Source organism: Streptomyces sp. NPDC007901 (assembly GCF_042959465.1).
Taxonomy (GTDB): domain Bacteria; phylum Actinomycetota; class Actinomycetes; order Streptomycetales; family Streptomycetaceae; genus Streptomyces.
The window spans coordinates 15384-34663 of the sequence record NZ_JBIBKW010000034.1 but is presented as its reverse complement, the minus strand read 5'-3'; the positions used below and the strand labels follow the sequence as shown (position 1 = coordinate 34663).

Below are 19280 nucleotides of genomic sequence, written 5' to 3'. Positions count from 1 at the left end.
CTCTGATGCCCCTCCCCAAAGCAGAACTGCACCTCCACATCGAAGGCACCCTGGAGCCAGAACTGGCGTTCCGGCTCGCCCAACGCAACGGCGTCGAGCTGTCGTACCCGGACACCGACGCGCTGCGCAAGGCGTACCGGTTCGAGGACCTGCAGTCCTTCCTGAACCTGTACTACGAGCTCATGGCCGTCCTGCGCACCGAGCAGGACTTCGAGGACCTCGCGAACGCCTACCTCGCCCGCGCCGCCGCCCAGGGCGTGCGCCACGCCGAGATCTTCTTCGACCCGCAGGCGCACATCGCCCGGGGTGTCGGCATGGGCACGGTCGTCGAGGGCCTGTGGCGGGCGCTCGGCCAAAGCGCCCGTAACCACGGGGTCTCCACCCGGCTGATCATGTGTTTCCTGCGGGACGAGTCCGCCGAGTCGGCGATGGCGACGCTGCAGGCCGCGCGGCCGTACCTGGACCGGATCATCGGCATCGGGCTGGACTCGGCCGAGGTCGGGCATCCGCCGGTCAAGTTCCGCGAGGTGTACGAGGCGGCGGCCGGGCTCGGGCTGCGGCGGGTGGCCCACGCGGGTGAGGAGGGGCCGCCGCAGTACATCACCGACGCGCTGGACCTGCTCGGCGTGGAGCGCGTCGACCACGGGCTGCGCTGCATGGAGGACCCGGAGCTGGTCGCCCGTCTGGTGCGGGAGCGGATCCCGCTGACGCTGTGCCCGCTGTCCAACGTCCGGCTGCGCGCCGTCGACGTGCTGGCCGAGCACCCGCTTCCGGCCATGATCGAGGCCGGGCTGCTGTGCACGGTCAACTCCGACGACCCGGCCTACTTCGGCGGTTACGTCGCCGACAACTACCACGCCGTGCGCGACACCCTGGGTCTGTCCCGGGAGCAGATGCGGGAGCTGGCCCGCAACTCCTTCCTCGCATCCTTCCTGGAAGACGACGAGGAACTGCGGGCCCGCTACCTCGCCGAGGTCGAGGCCTACGCGTTCGGCTAGGCCGCGACGTCCAGCCGTACCGCCGTCTCGTCGGCGAACGCCGGGCCGGCCGCGACGGTGGTGGTCCTGCGCCGCAGCGCCACCGCCGTCAGCGGTACGGCGACCACCAGCAGGCCCACCGCCAGGATCGTCCCCATCGCCGGGAAACCGGCCCGGGCCGCCAGCAGACTGCCGGTCATCGGGCCGACGGCCGTCCCCAGCGAGGACGCCGACCCGACCAGCACCGCCCAGCGGCCCCGCGGGTCGAGGGAGGCGGCCAGCCCGATGACGTACGACAGCACGACCGGGTAGAGCACGTTCCAGGCGATCTCGCCGGACGCGAACGTCGTCAGGTCGGTGGCGGACGCGCTGAGCGCGATACAGCCCGCGATGAGGATCGTGCCGAGGCCGATCGGCAGCGCCTGGCCGAGCCGGGGGCCCAGGGCGCCCGCGCCGACCACGCCCAGCAGACCGGCGCCGAGTGCCACCGCGAACACCGCGCCGACGGTCACCTCGCTGAGATGCGCCTGCGTCAGGCCGATCCGGCCGCTCACGCCCCAGAGCGAGTTCTGGACGGCCGACCAGCACGGCATGGCGGCGGCCAGCAGCAGACCGGAGCGGAGGTGGGGGAGCCGGGAGCCGCCGGTGGCGGTGCGCGGGAGGGCCGGGGCGGTACGGGAGGACAGCCGGGAGGTGAGCGGCCAGACCGCGAGCGCGGTGAGCGCGATCGCGGCGAGGGGCTGCGCATGGCCGGGGCCGAGGTGCGGGACCGTCAGATAGACGGCACCCGCGAGGGCGGAGACGCCGAGCAGGCCGAGGGTCGTGGTGCGGTGGGGGTCGCTCCCCCACGCTCGAACACCCTCGCGCGGGGGGACCCCCATGGCGGCGATACCGGTGGCGGCGACCGCGGTGACCGTACCGGAGCCGAAGCCGCCGGCGACCGCGCCGGCGATGACCGCGGGGACGTGGGTGGTGAGGGCGGCACCGCCGTAGCCGAGGACGGCGAGGAGCAGTCCGGTCCGGGCGAGGGTGCGGGGACCGATGCGCTCCACTCGCGAGGCGAGCAGGAAGCCGGCCGTCGCCGAACTCAGCAGCAGGGCGCTGCCGATGGCGCCTGCCTGGGTGGCGGAGAGGGGGAGCCCCGACTGGAGTCTGCCGACAGTGGTCGGGAGGAGGTACGGGGCGAGGTACCCGGCCGTGAAAAGGGCGACGAGGGGCCAGGGGGTGGTGCGGGGGGCGGACACGGGCGTTCCCAGGGCATGCGAAAGGAGCGGCTCAAGAAGGGGGTTGGGCGCAGGCCGTCGAGGGACAGGAACGCGCGGAGAATTTGTATCAAGTGAGGGGAGCGCGAAGAGGGGGTGGGGGGTGTGATGTGGGGCACGTCTGGGTTTTGGGTGCGGGGGAGGGGGTAGCCGCGCCGGGCGTGGTCTTGGGAGCGGGTGGGTTTGCGGGTGTGGCTGGGTGGGGGCTGGTCGCGCCCACGCGGCGGAGCCGCACATAGATGCAGCCCCGCGCCCCTTGGGTGGGCTGCGGTTCGGGGGTTTCAGGCTCGGGCTTCTAGCGCCAGGTGATGGTGCCGCCCGTTGTCGCTGACTCGATTCTTGCGCGGGTTTCGGTCATCACGGTGACGATCTCGTCCTCGTGGGCCGGGGTCAGGCGGGCGATCGGTACCGAGCAGCTGATGGCGTCCTGGGCCGGGGTGTCGTAGCGGAGGGCGAAGCCGAAGCCGGTGATGCCGAGGACGCCTTCCTCGCGGTCCACGGAGTAGTCGCGGGCGCGGACCTCGGCGAGGTCGGCGGCGAGGTCGGCCTTCGTGGTGCGGGTGTTGGGGGTCAGGGCCGGGTACGGGCCCTCGGGCAGGTCGGAGTCCGGGCGTTCCGCGAGCAGTGCCTTGCCGAGGGCGCCCGCGTGGGCGGGGAGCCGGCGGCCCACTCTGCTGATGGTGCGCAGGTATGCGTGGGACTCGCGGGTCGCGAGGTAGGCCACGTTCCGGCCGTCGAGGCGGGCCAGGTGGATGGTCTCGCCCAGGGCCTCCGACGCCTCGTCGAGGTACGGGCGCACGAGGCGGACGCGCGGGTCGGAGTCCAGGTAGCTGGTGCCGGTCAGCAGGGTGCGGATGCCGATGCCGTAGAGGGAGCCGGTCGTGTCCGTGCGGACCCAGCCCCGGGTGATCAGGGTCTGCAGCAGGGCGTACATCGAGCTGCGCGGGACGCCGAGCGCGTCCGCGAGTTCCTGGAGGCGGGCCGGGCGGTCGCCGCGGGCCGCGAGGAGCTCCAGCAGCTCCACCGTGCGCGCCGCGGACTTCACCTCGCGGACGCCTGCTGTCTCGGACATGTGCAGATCGTAGAGGGGCGGGGGCGGGGTGCGCCGTTGACGGGGATGCGTTCGCATATCTAGTCTCTGTCTTCGTATGTAGACGACGTTTAGGTAGGGAGATGGGTTCGGTGGGCGGACAGCCGGAGAGTGCGGTGCGCGGGCTGCGGGACGGGATGGCGCAGGGGGTGCTGTCCTTTCCGCTGACCTCCTTTCATGCCGACGGGTCCCTGGACGTGGCGGGGTTCCGGGCGTACGTCGCCGGGCAGCTGGCCGCCGCGCCCGGCGCGCTCTTCCCGGCCTGCGGCACCGGGGAGTTCTTCTCGCTCGACGAGGACGAGTACCGGCAGGTCGTGGGCGTGGCGGTCGAGGAGGCCGGCGGGCAGGTGCCGGTGGTCGCCGGGGTGGGGTACGGCTGGGCGCAGGCCGCCCGGTTCGCGCGCATCGCCGAGGAGGCCGGGGCCGACGCCCTGCTCGTGCTGCCGCACTATCTCGTCGCCGCTCCGCAGGACGGACTGGTCGCGCAGCTGGAGCACCTCGCGGCCCGGACCTCGCTCCCCCTCATCGCCTACCAGCGCGGCCAGGTCGCCTATACGGCCCACTCGTTGACGCGGATCGCCCGCATCCCCGGCGTGATCGGCCTCAAGGACGGGCACAGCGACCTCGACCGGCTGCAGCGGCTCACCCTCGCCGCCCCGGACGGCTTCCTCTTCTTCAACGGCGCCGCCACCGCCGAGATCCAGGCCCGCGCCTACGCCACCGTCGGCGTCCCCGCCTACTCCTCCGCCGTGCACGCCTTCGCCCCCGAGATCGCCGACGCCTTCTTCGCCGCCCTGCGCGACGGCGAGCAGGGCACGGCCGACAAGCTGCTGCGCGACTTCTACGTGCCGTTCGTCGAACTCCGCGACCGCGTCCCCGGATACGCCGTGTCGCTGGTCAAGGCGGCGGCCCGGCTGCGCGGCCGGCCCGTGGGACCCGTCCGCGCCCCGCTCACCGACCCGTCCGCCGCCGACCTCGCCGATCTCCAGGCCCTGCTCGGCGCCGGACTCGACCTCGTCGGAGCGTCCCTGTGAACCTCACGATCACCGACGTCCGCCTGACGCCGATCCTGGTCGCCGACCCGCCGCTGCTCAACACCCAGGGGGTGCACCAGCCGTACACGCCCCGGCTGATCGTCGAGGTGGAGACCGCGGACGGGGTGGTCGGGGTCGGCGAGACCTACGGGGACACCAAGTACCTGGAGCTGGCCCGGCCGTTCGCGGCGCGGCTGGTCGGCCGTCCGGTCTCCGACCTGAACGGGCTGTTCACCGTCGCCGACGAGGTCGCCGTGGACGCCTCCCGGGTCTCCGGGCAGGTCGACGTCGGCGGGCTGCGCGGCGTGCAGACCGCCGACAAGCTGCGGCTGTCGGTCGTCTCCGGCTTCGAGGTCGCCTGCCTCGACGCCCTCGGCAAGGCGCTCGGGCTGCCCGTGCACGCGCTGCTCGGCGGGAAGGTACGCGACGCGGTCGAGTACAGCGCGTACCTGTTCTACAAGTGGGCCGCGCACCCGGAGGGCGTGCCGGCCGAGGCCGACGACTGGGGTTCCGCGCTCGACCCGGCCGGGGTCGTGGCACAGGCACGCCGGTTCAAGGACCGCTACGGCTTCACCTCCTTCAAGCTCAAGGGCGGGGTCTTCCCGCCCGAGCAGGAGATCGCGGCCGTACGGGCGCTGGCCGAGGCGTTCCCCGGACACCCGCTGCGGCTCGACCCCAACGGCGCCTGGTCCGTGGAGACCTCGCTGAAGGTCGCGGAGGAACTCGCGGACGTCCTCGAGTACCTGGAGGACCCGGCGCTCGGCACCCCGGCGATGGCAAAGGTGGCGGCCGGTACGGACGTGCCGCTCGCCACCAACATGTGCGTGACGACCTTCGGCGAGATCCGGGAGGCGTTCACCAGCGGGGCCGTCCAGGTCGTCCTCTCCGACCACCACTACTGGGGCGGACTGCGCAACACCCGGGAACTGGCCGCCGTCTGCCGCACCTTCGGCGTCGGCGTCTCCATGCACTCCAACACCCACCTCGGGATCAGCCTGGCCGCGATGACCCACGTGGCAGCGACCGTCCCCGACCTCCACCACGCCTGCGACTCCCACTACCCCTGGCAGTCCGAGGACGTCCTCACCGAGCGGCTCGTCTTCACGGACGGCCGGGTCACCGTCCCCGACGCGCCGGGCCTCGGCGTCGAACTGGACCGGGAGAAGGTAGGACGGCTGCACCGGCGGTGGCTGGACGACGACGGCACCCTGCGCGACCGGGACGACGCTGCCGCGATGCGGGTCGCCGAGCCGGGGTGGACCACACCGGCGGTACCGCGCTGGTAGGAGTGCTCGTTCGGGCGGTCGTACGACGACTGCGGCCGCCTCCGGTACGACATGGTGCAGACTGGCCGGATCCGCACCACGTCAGGGAGCGCACCGTGACCGCGTCCAACGCGTTCGCCGGAGAGGAACCCGAGTACCTCGACGACGACAGGGGAGCAACAACACCGCACTGTGCCGCGCAGGTCGACCCGCTGGCCGGTCTGCGCGCACCGGACGATCCGCCCTGGGACGTCTATCTCACCGGCACCGTCTTCCTCGACATCATCTTCACCGGCCTCGCGTCCGCCCCGGTGCGCGGCACCGAGTCCTGGGCGCGCGGCATGGGCTCCAGCCCCGGCGGCATCGCCAACATGGCCACCGCCCTCGCCCGGCTCGGCCTGAAGACCTCCCTGGCGGCGGCCTTCGGCGACGACCACTACGGCGAGTACTGCTGGGACGCGCTCGAACAGGGCGAGGGCATCGACCTCTCCCCGTCCCGGACCGTGCGCGGCTGGCACTCGCCGGTCACCGTCTCCATGGCCTACGAGGGCGAGCGGACCATGGTCTCGCACGGCCACGAACCGCCCGCCGACACCCTGTTCCGCCAGCAGAACGCACCCGGCCGCCCCGCCCACGCGCGCGCCGCCGTCGCCTCGCTGCTGCCCGGCAAACGCAACCCGTGGATCGCCAGGGCCGCCGCCGAGGGCACCCGGATCTTCGCCGACGTCGGCTGGGACGACACCGGGGCATGGGACCTGGCGAGCCTCGCCGACCTGGAGCACTGCGAGGCGTTCCTGCCGAACGCGGAGGAGGCCATGCGGTACACCGGTGCCGACTGCCCGCGCGCCGCCGCGCACGCCCTCACCGCGTACGTGCCGCTCGCCGTGGTCACCCTCGGCGCGGACGGCGCGTACGCCGTCGACGGACGCACCGGCGAGTCCGCCGAGGTCCCGGCGATCGCCGTGGAGGCCCTCGACCCGACCGGCGCGGGCGATGTCTTCGTCGCCGGCTTCGTCACCGGCACCCTCGCCGACTGGCCCCTCGCCGACCGCCTCGCCTTCGCCGGCCTCACCGCGGCGCTCTCCGTCCAGGAGTTCGGCGGCTCCCTGTCGGCCCCCGGGTGGTCCGAGATCGGCGCCTGGTGGCGCAAGGTGCAGTCGGTCGAGGGCCAGGACCCTGCGGCCCTGCGCCGCTACGCGTTCCTGGACGGCCTGGTACCGGGGGAGGACCAGGCCCGCCCCTGGCCACTGCGGAGGGCAGTCCCGACGATCGGGTTCGGCCGCGCGGGGTGACGGGTGCGGGTGCGCTGGGGCTGGGGACGCTTACCGGCGCCGGCAGGGTGCCGCCCGCGCCCACCCGTGCCGCCCTGCGGCACGCCTGCCCGCAGCTGAGGAGAAGCGGCTGGACAGCGCCCCGTCAGGGGTGCTGGGGGTCCCCCCGGCCGAAGGCTGGGGGAGGAACTGCGCGATCGGCCCCCACCCACCCGCGCCCGACGACGGACCGAAACCACCCCCACCTACACCCCGGTCACCGTCGCCACCTGCGCCCGCACCAGCTCCCGCCCCGCCTCCGACACCCCTGCCAACGCCCCGGCGAACAGCTCCTCCACCCCACCGTCCCCCGCGCTCACCACATACCCCTCCCGCACCGCGACCCTCAGCACCCCCTCCGTGTCCACCGCCGCCGCGACAATGCTCGGCACCTCCCCGCCCGCCGGGTCCGCCACCTTGGCGTACGCCCCCCGCACCGGCTCCCGCCAGCGCAGCGCCAACAGCACCGGCGACTTCGCCACCACCTCGGCCAGCTCCACGTCCTCCACCCCGTCCGCCGTGAGCACGTCGGCCCGCGCGTCCAGCACCAGCGCCGCGGGCAGCAGATCCCGCAGGCTCGACCCGGCGACGTTCCCGCCCACCGTCGCCGCCCGGCGCACCGCCCCCGTGCCGACGCCCTTCGCGGCCAGCCGCAGCACCTCCGGAACCCGGTCGTCCACCTGGTGCAGCAGTACCGCCCCGCCGAGCACCCCGTTCCCTATCGCCGTCGCCTCCGGTACCTTCCGCAGGGACACCGCCTGTTCCGGGAAGCCGTCCCGCTGCCAGGCGGCCCACACGAGGGTCGCTCCGCCGACGGGTATCGCCCCCTCGGCCAGGCACTCCCGGGCCTCGGACACCGACGTGGGCAGACGCAGCTGCACGGCTACCTGCTTTCTGAAGCGCTCTGTAAGGACATACGGACGTAGGCCGGATTCTGCCCCGGCGTGCAGGAGCGCATGCAGAGCTCACGGCTGCACCGGGGGCGCCCTTCCCCGCGAAAAGTCCTACGGCGTTGTCAGTGCCACGTCGTACGCTTGATACCGCGAGGCCGCCCTCAGCTACGCGGCCGTGATGAGGAGGAACCGCAGGCCTTAAGCGCCGGCCCATGACTCAGACACCCACAGCTCACTCTCCCGCGCAGCAGCAGGCCCGAGCTCAGTTCGAGGTTCCCGCCCAGCACCCGATGGTCACGGTACTGGGATCCGGCGACTCCCTGCTGCGTGTGATCGAGAAGGCCTTCCCGGCGGCCGACATACACGTCCGGGGCAATGAGATCAGCGCGGTCGGCGAGGCGCATGAAGTCGCCCTCGTCCAGCGCCTGTTCGACGAGATGATGCTGGTGCTCCGCACCGGGCAGCCGATGACGGAGGACGCAGTGGAACGCTCGATCGCCATGCTGCGGGCGAGTGAGAACGGGGAGGGCGCGGAGGAGACCCCGGCCCAGGTTCTGACCCAGAACATCCTGTCCTCGCGCGGCCGCACCATCCGCCCCAAGACCCTCAACCAGAAGCGGTACGTCGACGCGATCGACAAGCACACGATCGTCTTCGGCATCGGCCCCGCCGGTACCGGAAAGACGTACCTGGCCATGGCCAAGGCGGTGCAGGCCCTGCAGTCCAAGCAGGTCAACCGCATCATCCTGACCCGGCCGGCCGTGGAGGCGGGGGAGCGGCTGGGCTTCCTGCCCGGCACGCTCTACGAGAAGATCGACCCCTACCTGCGCCCGCTGTACGACGCGCTGCACGACATGCTCGACCCGGACTCGATCCCGCGGCTGATGGCGGCCGGGACGATCGAGGTGGCGCCCCTCGCCTACATGCGGGGCCGCACCCTCAACGACGCCTTCATCATTCTCGACGAGGCCCAGAACACCTCGCCCGAGCAGATGAAGATGTTCCTCACCCGCCTCGGCTTCGAGTCGAAGATCGTGATCACGGGTGACGTCACCCAGGTCGACCTGCCGAACGGCACCAAGTCCGGTCTGCGCCAGGTGCAGGACATCCTGGAGGGTGTGGAGGACGTGCACTTCTCCCGGCTGACGTCCCACGATGTCGTACGGCACAAGCTGGTGGGCCGTATCGTCGACGCGTACGAGAAGTTCGACAGCCAGCACGGCACGGAGAACGGCGCGCACCAGGGCGGCCGCTCGAAGTCCGGGCACAAGGGGAAGTAGACAAGCACCGCGCCATGTCGATCGACGTCAACAACGAGTCCGGAACCGAGGTCGACGAGCAGGCGATCCTCGACATCGCCCGCTACGCGCTCGCACGGATGCGCATCCACCCGCTCTCCGAGCTCTCGGTGATCGTCGTGGACGCCGACGCCATGGAGCAGCTGCACATCCAGTGGATGGACCTGCCCGGGCCCACCGATGTCATGTCGTTCCCGATGGACGAGCTGCGGCCGCCGTCGAAGGACGAGGAGGAGCCCCCGCAGGGGCTGCTCGGCGACATCGTGCTCTGCCCGGAGGTCGCCGCCAAGCAGGGCGCCGAGGCCGAGACCCAGCACTCCATGGACGAGGAGCTCCAGCTGCTCACCGTCCATGGTGTGCTGCACCTGCTCGGCTACGACCACGAGGAGCCCGACGAGAAGGCCGAGATGTTCGGCCTGCAGGCGGCCATCGTGGACGGCTGGCGGACGGAGCAGGGCCTGACCGGGCCCTCTCCGGCGCCGACGGTCTCCTAGTCGGGCGGGTCGTCCTCGCATGAGTCCGCAGATCGTTCTCGGGGCGATCGCCCTGGTCGTCGTCGCCTGGCTGGCCGCCTGCGCCGAGGCCGGTATCGCCCGCGTCTCCAGTTTCCGTGCCGAGGAGGCGGTGAAGTCCGGGCGGCGCGGCAGCGCCCGGCTCGCCGAACTCGCCGCCGACCCGACCCGCTATCTCAACGTGGCGCTTCTGGTCCGCGTCGCCTGCGAGATGGCCGCCGCGGCCCTCGTCACCTACGAGTGCCTCCAGGAGATCCCCAGCACCTGGCAGGCGCTGCTCGCCGCGATCGGCGTGATGGTGCTCGTGTCCTACGTCGCCGTCGGCGTCTCCCCGCGCACCATCGGCCGCCAGCACCCGCTGAACACGGCCACGGCCGCCGCGTACGTGCTGCTGCCGCTGGCCCGGATCATGGGCCCGGTCCCCTATCTCCTCATCCTCATCGGCAACGCGCTCACACCCGGCAAGGGCTTCCGGCGCGGCCCGTTCGCCTCCGAGGCCGAGCTGCGCGCCCTGGTGGACCTGGCCGAGCAGGAGTCCCTGATCGAGGACGAGGAGCGCCGCATGGTGCACTCGGTCTTCGAGCTGAGCGACACGCTGGTCCGGGAGGTCATGGTCCCGCGCACCGACCTCGTCGTCATCGAGCGCTACAAGACCATCCGGCAGGCCCTCACCCTCGCGCTCAGGTCCGGCTTCTCGCGGATACCCGTCACCGGGGAGAGCGAGGACGACATCGTCGGGATCGTGTATCTGAAGGACCTGGTCCGCAAGACGCACATCAGCCGGGACGCCGAGTCCGACCTGGTCTCCACCGCGATGCGGCCCGCGTTCTTCGTCCCCGACACCAAGAACGCCGGCGACCTGCTGCGCGAGATGCAGAAGGAACGCAACCACGTCGCCGTCGTCATCGACGAGTACGGCGGCACGGCCGGGATCGTCACCATCGAGGACATCCTGGAGGAGATCGTCGGCGAGATCACCGACGAGTACGACCGTGAACTCCCGCCCGTCACCGACCTCGGCGACGACCGCTACCGGGTCACCGCCCGCCTCGACATCACCGATCTCGGCGAGCTGTACGGCCTGGAGGAGTACGACGACGAGGACGTGGAGACCGTCGGCGGACTGCTCGCGAAGGCCCTCGGCCGGGTCCCCATCGCCGGTGCCTCCGCCCCGGTCGAACTCCCTGACGGCCGCAGGCTGGCGCTGACCGCCGAGGCGGCCGCCGGCCGCCGCAACAAGATCGTGACGGTGCTGGTGGAGCCGGTGCCCGACGCGGCGGAGGGAGACCCCGAGTGACCCCGGACCGGCTCCGCGCCCTCTGCCTCTCCTTCAACGCGGCCGAGGAGGACTTCCCCTTCAACCCGGACACCTCCGTCTTCAAGGTGCTCGGCAAGATGTTCGCGCTGAGCCGGCTGGACGGGCGGCCCCTCACGGTCAACCTCAAGTGCGACCCCGAGGACGCGATCCGGCTCCGCGCCGACCACGAGGGCCTGATCACCCCTGGCTACCACATGAACAAGCGCCACTGGAACACCGTCACCGTGGACGGCGAACTCCCCGACCGGCTCGTGAGAGAGCTGGTCGAGGACTCGTACGACCTTGTCGTCGCCGGGCTGCCGAGGGCGGAGCGGCTGCGGCTGGACCGGCCCTAGACCCGGTCGCCGGGCCGGGCGCGGCGCAGGCCCAGCGCGACCAGGACGGCCGCCGCCAGCACGATCGCCGCGTCCAGGGCGAGGACCGTGTGGACGCCGGTGAGCAGGCTGGGGGAGGTGGTGGCCAGGACGCCCAGCAGCGGGATGCCGATCGTGAGCCCCACCTGCTGGGTCGAGGTCACCAGACCGGTGGCCAGGCCCTGCTGCTCGTCCGGGACACCCGCGGTGACCGTCAGGCCGTACGAGATGATCGCGCCCAGGTGGCACATGCTGGCCAGGGACACGGCGGCCGTGGCGAGCCACACCGACCAGGTGTGGGCGTTCAGCAGGAGCAGCGCCGCCACCAGGGTGCCCTGTCCGGCCAGTGAGCCGACGAGGGTGCGGTGGGCGCCGTAGCGGCCGATGACCTTCGGAGCGAGGGTGCCGGCGACCGCCGACAGCACGCCCTGCACACCGAAGACCAGGCCCGTCTCGAACGCCGACAGGCGCAGGACCTCCTGGAGGTACAGGGTCAGCGCGAAGACGACCGTCGACATCATCGAGAACGTGACCAGACCGCCCACATTGCCCCAGGCCACCGTGGAGCGGCGCAGCATAGGCAGCGAGACCAGCGGGGCGGCGGCACGGGACTCGACCGCGACGAACGCGGCCGGCAGGACCACCCCCGCGACGAGGGCGGCGACGACGTCCGCGCGGGCGAAGCCGTTCTCGGCGGCCGTGGAGAGGGCGTAGATCAGGGAGAGCAGGGCGGTGGTGACCGTGATCGCGCCGGGGACGTCCAGGCGCGGGCGGTCGGGGGTGCGGGACTCGGGCAGCAGACCGGGCGCGAGGGGCAGCACGATCAGGGCGAAGGCCGTCAGCAGGGCCATCGTCGAGCGCCAGCCGAGGACGTCGGTGAGGAGGCCGCCGGCCACCATGCCGACGGTGAAGCCCAGCGACAGCAGCGTGCCCGAGATGCCGAGGGCACGGTCCCGGGCCGGGCCCTCCGGGAAGGTGGTGGTCAGCAGCGACATGCCCGTCGGGACGATCGCCGCCGCGCCGAGCCCCTGCAGCGCCCGGCCGGTCAGGAAGGACGCCGGGTCCCAGGCCAGGGTCGCCAGCAGCGAGGCCGCGCCGAACAGGGCGAGGCCGGTCAGGAACAGCTTCCGGCGGCCGTACAGGTCGCCGATCCGGCCGAAGAGCAGCAGGAAGCCGCCGGACGGCAGCGCGAACGCGGTCACCGCCCACTGCAGGGCGAAGCGGCTCATGCCGAGGTCGGCGCCGAGGGCGGGCAGGGCCACGTTCAGGACGGAGAAGTCCAGGGCGACCATGAACTGGGCCGCGCACAGGACGAAGAGGACGAGCTTGTCGCGCCTCGACAGACGCGGAGGGCCGGAAGGGGTGAGAGGAGTGGTGGGTTCGGTGATCGTGTCGGTCGCCATGGCAACGAGCATCCGGCGGACGGAATAGCCGTGGGGAGTCGGAACTTATGGTGGTGGTGGCACCACCAGACACGGCGACGAGGGGGATCGGTACGTGGCTGTCGCGGATGAGCTGAGGGACCAGCACCGGCGCGAACTGAGGGAGTTCCTGAGAAGCCGGCGGGCCCGGGTCTCGCCGGCCGAGGCGGGACTCCCGGACGGCGGGGCGCGGCGGCGTACGCCGGGACTGCGCCGGGAGGAGGTCGCCGTGCTCGCCGGGGTGGGCGCCTCCTGGTACCAGTGGCTGGAGCAGGGGCGGGACATCTCCGTGTCGCCGCAGGTGCTGGACGCGGTGGCGCGGGTGCTGCGGATGGGCGACGCCGAGCGGCGGCACCTGTATCTGCTGGCCGGGCTGAACCCTCCGGCGCCCCGGCCGGCGCCCGAGCGGCAGGACATGGGCGCGGGGCTGCGGCGGCTGATCGACACCTGGATGCCGTATCCGGCGCACATCATGGACATGTACTACAACTGCGTGATGTACAACGACGCGGCCGCGTTCGTGCTCGGCATGCGGCCGGACACCACACAGAACTGTCTCGTCGACTTCTTCACCGACCCGCTGTACCGGTCCCGTTCGGCGAGCTGGGACCGCAACGCGCGGACGGTGGTGGCGCAGTTCCGGGCGGCGAGCGCGGCGCGGCCGGACGACGAGGGGTTCCAGGCGTTGCTGGCGCAACTGACGGAGTCCAGCGCGGAGTTCGCGGAGCTGTGGGCGGAGCGGGACATCGAGGACGCCGGGCTCATCCGCAAGGAGCTGGAGCATCCGCTGGTGGGGCTGTTGTGCCTGGAGTCCACGGCGATGCGGGTGCCGGCCCGGCCGGACCTGACGATCGTGCTGCACACTCCGTTGGAGGAGGCCGGGACCGCGGCGAAGCTGGAGTGGCTGGCCTCGCCGGAGGGGCGGCGCGGGGCGATGTACCCGGTGGCGGGGTGAACGAGGGGTCGGGCCGGGTTGTTCGTATGCTCGGGGGCATGACCGACAGCAGCGCGCTTGATCCCGAGGACCGCAAGATCGTCACCCTGGCCCGTTCGGCCCGGGCCCGCAACGGGGTGCCGGAGGGGGCGGCCGTACGGGACTCCACCGGCCGTACGTATGTCGCGGGGAGCGTGGAGCTGCCCTCACTGAGGCTGAGCGCGCTGCGGACGGCGGTGGCGATGGCGGTGGCGTCGGGGGCGGAGTCGCTGGAGGCGGCGGCGGTTGTTTCGGGGGCCGACGGGGTTTCGGCGGAGGATCTGGCTGCCGTGCGGGATCTTGGGGGGCCGGGGACGCCGGTGCTGCTGGCGGGACCGGACGGGGAGGTTCGGCTCACTGTCCCTGCGTGATCTTTTGCCCACCGGCCCACCCACCCACCCGACTCGGTCCGCCGAGAAGCGAGGACTTGTTGACTCCGTCGAGGGAGGGGCGGAGGTCGGTTGACTGGGGTGGGCGAGGTGTGGGGGCGGGTGCGGCGCCGTCGTGGTTGCTCGCGCAGTTCCCCGCGCCCCTTTAGCGGGCCCAGTCAGCGCCCCTTCAGGGGCGCGGGGCTGTATCGATATGCGGCTCCGCCGCGTGGGCGCGATCAGCCCCCACGCACCCGCAGCCGAGCCACCACCGCAACCGCCCCCCGGTCGGCGCCCCCCTTCGGTCAACCCCCGAAGGAACGTAGGCCGGAATTCAACCTTGTCGGTCTGTGTCTCTCACGCATCAATGGGAACGTGCAATCCGACGGACCGTCAGATCCTGATGGCTCGTCGGATCGCAGCGCCCCGCGGTGTGCCCGCATCCACCCGGACCGGGGCCGTGATCCCCACATGGCATTCCCACGTAACGGGAAGGGAGACCGATCCCCATGAAACGAATCACCACCGGTGCGGCACTCGCGGCGGGGGCCCTCGCCGCCACGGCGCTGGCCTTCGCGCCCTCGGCCGCCGCCGTCACCCCGACCACCGCGACCGTCACCGCCAGCTGCGGCATCTTCGGCGGCGGCGCGGCCACGCTCACCGCGACCCAGAGCGGCACCAGCGCCACCCTCACGCTCACCTCCAGCGCGATCACGACCCCGCTCGCCCTGTCGGCGAACTCCATCGCCTCCACGCTGACCATGGCCAACTCGACCGGCAGCAACGTCGTCTTCAGCGGCACCGTGAACCCGGCCATGGCCGCCGGTTCCGCGGTCACCGTCGGCCCGCTCCCCGGCACCGTGGCCTCCGGTGACAGCCTCGACTTCCACGGCGGCTCGCTGAAGATGGTCATCTTCGGCGTCACCGTCACCTGTACGTCCAGCGCCGCCCAGTCGCCCGGTCCCTTCGTCTTCTGACCGGGCCGGCTGACGGGTTCGTTCCGGATGCCGCAGAAGCTGATGAACCGTCAGGTTTCTGCGGCATCTCCATTGACTTCTCACGCGGCCTCCACATCAATGGCCCCCTGTCGGCGCAGAGGAGCCGCTGCGCCCGCAACCCTCAGGAGGGGGCTTCCATGGGTTCACCCCCAAGATCACGAAGATCCCGACGGTGGCGCTGGATCTCACTGTTCGGGGCGACCGCGCTCGCGGTCACGGCGGGCGGCGCACTGGCCTGTCCGGCCGGTGCCGCCGGGACGAACGTCGACTTCGCCACGCACTGCATCCCGCCCGCCGTCGCGGGCCTCCCGCCGATCGACGGCACCACCACCGCCAACATCTCGGTGGACAACACCAGCCCGAAGGTCGGCGACACGGTCACCGTGACCTACACCGTGGTCACGCCCGCCGCCAACAACCCCACCGCCCTCGCGCTGCCGGCCGACATCATGACGCCGACCGGGAAGGTGACGTTGGGCGGCGCGCAGACCGGCGACGTGACGGTGACCGGGCCGAAGAAGAACGATCCGGTGCCGGGGTACGGGACCTTCCCGTCGTTCTCGATGACCGGGACGTTCACCGCCACCTCGGCGGGCGCCATCACGCTCTCGCCCGGTGACTACAACATCCACACCAGCTACATCCTGGAGCTGGACACCCCGTGCACGGTCACCAACCCGCCCGCCCCGGTGTCGGAGACCGTCACGGCGACCTCGACCACCCCGGTCAACAACCGGGCCATCAGCCTGGACAAGGCCTCCGGCAACCCCGGTGACAGCGTGACCGTCAGCGGGCAGAACTTCACGCCGGGCGCGACCGTGACGCTGGCCGGACGGTCGGGCAGCAGCCAGACCGCGGACACGGCCACGGCGACCGCGGGCTCCGACGGTTCCTTCAGCGCGCCGATCGTCGTCAACGACAAGACGACGACCGGGATCGTGGCGTACGAGGGGAGTGCGTGGAGTGATGAAGCGGGGGCCGGGCCTGCCGCCTACGTCGTGAACGACACGACGCCTGTGCCGGACGGGAGTCAGAAGCTGACGACCACGGTCAAGGCGGGCACCCTGTCCATGTCCCAGGCCGGGGACTCCGTCGCGCTGTCGGCGGTCGACTTCGGTCAGGGCGGGGCCTCGACGGGCGCGTTGCAGACCGTGACCGTCAAGGACTTCCGCGGCGGTCCGGCCGGCTGGTCGCTCACCGGCAAGGTCACCGACTTCACCGGTCCGGGCGCCAAGATCGACGCGGGCAAGCTCGGCTGGACCCCCGCCTGCGCGACCAAGACCGGCAGCCCCAGCACCTGTGCGGCCGGTTCGGCGGGCACCGTCGGCAGTTCCGGAGCGACCCTCGCGTCGACCCCGGACGGCACGCTCACCGGCGGTCAGTTCACCGTCGACGCCGGACTCTCCCTGGACGTACCGGCGTTCACGCCTCCGGGGTCGTACTCCGGAGTCCTCACCCTGACGCTCACCTGAGCCAACTCCCCGCGTGGCGGCCGGGCTCCCTCAGACGGGGGCCCGGCCGCCACCCGACCGCTTCCGACCGGGGGTCCGCACCCATGCGTCGCGCCAAGCCGTACGTCCTCCTCCTGAGTCTGTTCCTCGGCGTGTTCCTCACGGCGGGCCCCGCGCGCGCCGCCGACAACGGCAGCTGGTCCGTCTACCCGGTCGCCTCCAAGATCGCGGCGCGGCCGTACTTCTACCTCTCCCTCGACCCCGGACAGACGATCACCGACAAGGTGGCCGTCGCCAACAAGACCGGGAAACCGCTGACCTTCCGGCTGTACGCGGCCGACGCCTACAACACCGCGCGGGACGGTGGCTTCGCCGTCCGTACCGTGAAGGAGCGAATGCGGGGCGTGGGGGCCTGGGCGAAGCTCGGGCAGGCGCGGGTCACGGTGCCCCCGCACAGGACGGTGACGGTTCCCTTCACCCTGCGGGTGCCCCAGGGGGCCGAGCCCGGTGACCATCCCGGTGCGATCGTGGCGCTGGACGAGCGTGTCGACCCCGGGTCGGGCTCCCTGGCGCTCGGGGTGCAGCGGGCCGTCGGCGCCCGGGTCTATCTGCGGGTGAGCGGGCCGACGCTGCCGGCCCTCGCCGTCGAGAACGTGCACCTCACCCATCACCAGCCGCTCGTCCCCGGTCTCGGCGACAGCACGGCGACGATCTCCTACACCCTGCACAACACCGGGAACGTCACCCTGGACCCGAAGGTGCGGTTGCGCGCGCAGGGCCTGTTCGGCCGGACGCTGCTCAGCCGCGACCTCACCGGCGTCCCCTCCGAACTCCTCCCGGGGGAGCGGGTCCGGCTCACCGCACCCTGGCGGGACGCGCCCCAGTTCGACTGGGGGGATGTGACGCTGACGGCCAGCGCGACCGGCACCAAGGAGTCGGCGAGCGCCTCGTTCCTCGCGCTGCCGTGGCTGGTGGTGGCGCTGGCCTTCGTCGCCGGGGTGGCGGGCGGCGTGCTGATCGCCAGGTCACGCCGGGGCCGGGGGACGCCTCTCCTGAAGCGTCTCAGAGGGCGTCGGGGCCGCGCTCGCCCGTCCGCACCCGTACGACCGTCTCCACCGGCAGTGCCCACACCTTCCCGTCCCCGATCTTCCCCGTCTGCGCGGCCCTGACGATCGCCTCGATCACGGGCTCGGAGTCGGCGTCGTCGACGACGACCTCGATCCGGACCTTGGGGACCAGGTCGACCTGGTACTCGGCGCCCCGGTACACCTCGGTGTGGCCGCGCTGCCGGCCGTACCCGCTGGCCTCGGTCACGGTCAGGCCGTGCACGCCGAGTTCCTGGAGGGCGGTCTTCACCGCGTCGAGGCGGTAGGGCTTGACGATCGCGGTGACGAGCTTCATGGCTGGGCGGTGACCTTCTGGGCGGTGGGGAGGACGGAGTGGGCGACCGGGGCGCCGTGGCCCAGGACCCCGTGATCGTAAGCCGTCTCGGCGTGCACCGTAAGGTCCAGTCCGGTGTGCTCCTGGTCCTCGTCCGCCCGGAAGCCCATGGTCTTGTCGAGCAGCCTGCCGATGCCGTACGTCACGGTGAAGGCGTACGCGGCCACGACCACGACCGCCACGGCCTGCTTGCCGAGCTGGGCGAGCCCGCCGCCGTAGAAGAGGCCCTCGGCGCCCCCGGTCATCGCCTTCTCCGCGAACAGGCCGATGAGCAGGGTGCCGATGACTCCGCCGACCAGGTGGACGCCGACGACGTCGAGCGAGTCGTCGTAGTCGAACCTGAACTTCCAGCTCACGGCGTACGAGCAGACCACGCCCGCCGCGAGGCCGACGACGAGGGAGCCGAGGAGCGAGACCGAGCCGCAGGACGGGGTGATGGCCACCAGGCCCGCGACCGCGCCCGACGCGGCGCCCAGGGTCGTCGGGTGGCCGTCGCGCTTCTGCTCGACGAAGAGCCAGCCGAGCAGGCCGGTGCAGCCGGCGGCCATGGTGTTGAGGAAGGCGGCGGCCGCGAGGCCGTTCGCGCCCAGCGCGCTGCCCGCGTTGAAGCCGAACCAGCCGAACCAGAGCAGACCGGCGCCCAGGACGACCATGGGGAGGTTGTGCGGGCGCATCGCGTCCTTCTTGAAGCCGAGCCGGGGGCCGAGGACCAGGCACAGCGCCAGCCCGGACGCACCCGAGGTGATCTCGACCGGCAGACCGCCCGCGAAGTCCAGCGCCCCGAGAGGGTGCGCGATCCAGCCACCGGGGCCCCACACCCAGTGCGCCACCGGAACGTATACGAGCAGCGCCCATACCGGTACGAACACCAGCCAGGCCCCGAATTTCGCCCGGTCCGCGATCGCGCCGCTGATCAGCGCGGCCGTGACGATCGCGAAGGTGAGCTGGAAGGTGGCGAAGAGCAGGGTGGGCACGGTGCCCTGGACGCTGTCCGGACCGAGCCCGCTCATCCCGGCGTGTTCGAGGCCGCCGATCAGCCCGGCCGCCGCGTCGTCCCCGAACGCCAGTGAGTAGCCGCCCGCCAGCCACACCACCGTGACCAGTGCGATCGACACGAAGCTCATCATCAGCATGTTGAGGACGCTCTTCGTGCGGACCATGCCGCCGTAGAACAAGGCCAGTCCCGGTGTCATCAGCAGGACCAGGGCGGTGGCGGCGAGCAGCCAGGCGGTGTCACCGGTGTCGGCGTGCGCGGCGGCGAGGTACACAGGGCGTCTCCAACCTGGGCGGGGGCTCGTCAGAGGGTCACCGGTTCCC

At 72.0% G+C, this 19280-nt stretch carries 19 protein-coding genes; 13 read left to right on the top strand and 6 right to left on the bottom strand.

Annotated elements, in window-relative coordinates:
* Positions 1–5: 5 nt before the first annotated feature.
* Positions 6–998 (top strand): adenosine deaminase, encoded by a 993-nt coding sequence (locus tag ACFZDK_RS51480; RefSeq protein WP_390985153.1) that lies wholly within the window; start codon positions 6–8, stop codon positions 996–998.
* Here the strand turns inward: ACFZDK_RS51480 and ACFZDK_RS51475 are convergent.
* Positions 995–2221, bottom strand: a complete 1227-nt coding sequence (locus ACFZDK_RS51475; protein WP_390985151.1) for an MFS transporter — start codon at positions 2219–2221, stop codon at positions 995–997. The genes ACFZDK_RS51480 and ACFZDK_RS51475 overlap by 4 nt on opposite strands.
* A gap of 313 nt (positions 2222–2534) precedes the next feature.
* Positions 2535–3311 (bottom strand): IclR family transcriptional regulator C-terminal domain-containing protein, encoded by a 777-nt coding sequence (locus ACFZDK_RS51470; RefSeq protein WP_390985148.1) that lies wholly within the window; start codon positions 3309–3311, stop codon positions 2535–2537.
* Between the two features lie 155 nt (positions 3312–3466).
* On the opposite strand from ACFZDK_RS51470, the gene ACFZDK_RS51465 reads away from it, so the two are divergent.
* The 3 genes from ACFZDK_RS51465 to ACFZDK_RS51455 all read left to right on the top strand — a co-directional run bounded on the left by ACFZDK_RS51465 (position 3467) and on the right by ACFZDK_RS51455 (position 6920).
* Positions 3467–4363, top strand: coding sequence for a 5-dehydro-4-deoxyglucarate dehydratase (locus ACFZDK_RS51465; RefSeq protein ID WP_390985231.1), 897 nt, complete (start codon positions 3467–3469; stop codon positions 4361–4363).
* On the top strand, positions 4360–5649 hold the full coding sequence (locus ACFZDK_RS51460) for an enolase C-terminal domain-like protein (protein ID WP_390985145.1): 1290 nt from the start codon (positions 4360–4362) through the stop codon (positions 5647–5649). Before ACFZDK_RS51465 ends, ACFZDK_RS51460 begins: the two co-directional genes overlap by 4 nt.
* 95 nt (positions 5650–5744) lie before the next feature.
* Positions 5745–6920: a PfkB family carbohydrate kinase gene (locus ACFZDK_RS51455; RefSeq protein WP_390985143.1), complete on the top strand. Its 1176-nt coding sequence runs from the start codon at positions 5745–5747 to the stop codon at positions 6918–6920.
* Positions 6921–7144: 224 nt separating this feature from the next.
* Here the strand turns inward: ACFZDK_RS51455 and ACFZDK_RS51450 are convergent, their stop codons facing one another.
* Positions 7145–7819 (bottom strand): FAD binding domain-containing protein, encoded by a 675-nt coding sequence (locus ACFZDK_RS51450; protein WP_390985141.1) that lies wholly within the window; start codon positions 7817–7819, stop codon positions 7145–7147.
* A 224-nt stretch (positions 7820–8043) separates the two neighbouring features.
* Here ACFZDK_RS51450 and ACFZDK_RS51445 point away from each other — a divergent pair, with 224 nt between their 5' ends.
* From ACFZDK_RS51445 to ACFZDK_RS51430, 4 genes are read left to right on the top strand one after another with little or no spacing between them, the layout of a single operon-like run.
* Entirely contained in the window at positions 8044–9111 is a 1068-nt protein-coding gene (locus ACFZDK_RS51445) for a PhoH family protein (protein ID WP_359224507.1), read from the top strand.
* A 14-nt stretch (positions 9112–9125) separates the two neighbouring features.
* Positions 9126–9623, top strand: a complete 498-nt coding sequence (ybeY, locus tag ACFZDK_RS51440; RefSeq protein ID WP_385687352.1) for an rRNA maturation RNase YbeY — start codon at positions 9126–9128, stop codon at positions 9621–9623.
* Between the two features lie 19 nt (positions 9624–9642).
* Positions 9643–10938 (top strand): CNNM domain-containing protein, encoded by a 1296-nt coding sequence (locus ACFZDK_RS51435; RefSeq protein ID WP_390985137.1) that lies wholly within the window; start codon positions 9643–9645, stop codon positions 10936–10938.
* Positions 10935–11294 carry an MmcQ/YjbR family DNA-binding protein gene (locus ACFZDK_RS51430; RefSeq protein ID WP_390985135.1) on the top strand — a complete coding sequence of 120 codons (360 nt, stop codon included), beginning with the start codon at positions 10935–10937 and terminating at the stop codon, positions 11292–11294. The genes ACFZDK_RS51435 and ACFZDK_RS51430 overlap by 4 nt, the downstream gene beginning before the upstream one ends.
* Here the strand turns inward: ACFZDK_RS51430 and ACFZDK_RS51425 are convergent.
* Positions 11291–12715, bottom strand: coding sequence for an MFS transporter (locus tag ACFZDK_RS51425; protein WP_390985132.1), 1425 nt, complete (start codon positions 12713–12715; stop codon positions 11291–11293). The genes ACFZDK_RS51430 and ACFZDK_RS51425 overlap by 4 nt on opposite strands.
* Before the next feature lie 94 nt (positions 12716–12809).
* On the opposite strand from ACFZDK_RS51425, the gene ACFZDK_RS51420 reads away from it, so the two are divergent.
* From ACFZDK_RS51420 to ACFZDK_RS51400, 5 genes are all read left to right on the top strand, one after another.
* Entirely contained in the window at positions 12810–13688 is an 879-nt protein-coding gene (locus ACFZDK_RS51420) for a helix-turn-helix domain-containing protein (protein ID WP_390985129.1), read from the top strand.
* Positions 13689–13726: 38 nt separating this feature from the next.
* Complete coding sequence (locus tag ACFZDK_RS51415) at positions 13727–14077, top strand: cytidine deaminase (protein ID WP_390985126.1); 351 nt, start codon at positions 13727–13729, stop codon at positions 14075–14077.
* A gap of 506 nt (positions 14078–14583) precedes the next feature.
* Entirely contained in the window at positions 14584–15051 is a 468-nt protein-coding gene (locus tag ACFZDK_RS51410; protein ID WP_390985124.1) for a hypothetical protein, read from the top strand.
* A gap of 158 nt (positions 15052–15209) precedes the next feature.
* The gene (locus ACFZDK_RS51405) at positions 15210–16544 is read left to right on the top strand and encodes a beta-xylosidase (RefSeq protein WP_390985121.1); all 1335 of its coding nucleotides are present in this window, start codon (positions 15210–15212) and stop codon (positions 16542–16544) included.
* 83 nt (positions 16545–16627) lie between these two features.
* The gene (locus ACFZDK_RS51400) at positions 16628–17692 is read left to right on the top strand and encodes a WxL protein peptidoglycan domain-containing protein (protein WP_390985119.1); all 1065 of its coding nucleotides are present in this window, start codon (positions 16628–16630) and stop codon (positions 17690–17692) included.
* Here the strand turns inward: ACFZDK_RS51400 and ACFZDK_RS51395 are convergent.
* On the bottom strand, positions 17586–17924 hold the full coding sequence (locus ACFZDK_RS51395) for a P-II family nitrogen regulator (protein WP_359218188.1): 339 nt from the start codon (positions 17922–17924) through the stop codon (positions 17586–17588). The genes ACFZDK_RS51400 and ACFZDK_RS51395 overlap by 107 nt on opposite strands.
* A complete protein-coding gene (locus ACFZDK_RS51390; protein ID WP_390985116.1) occupies positions 17921–19231 on the bottom strand; it encodes an ammonium transporter in 1311 nt (436 codons plus the stop codon). Before ACFZDK_RS51390 ends, ACFZDK_RS51395 begins: the two co-directional genes overlap by 4 nt.
* Positions 19232–19280: the final 49 nt, after the last annotated feature.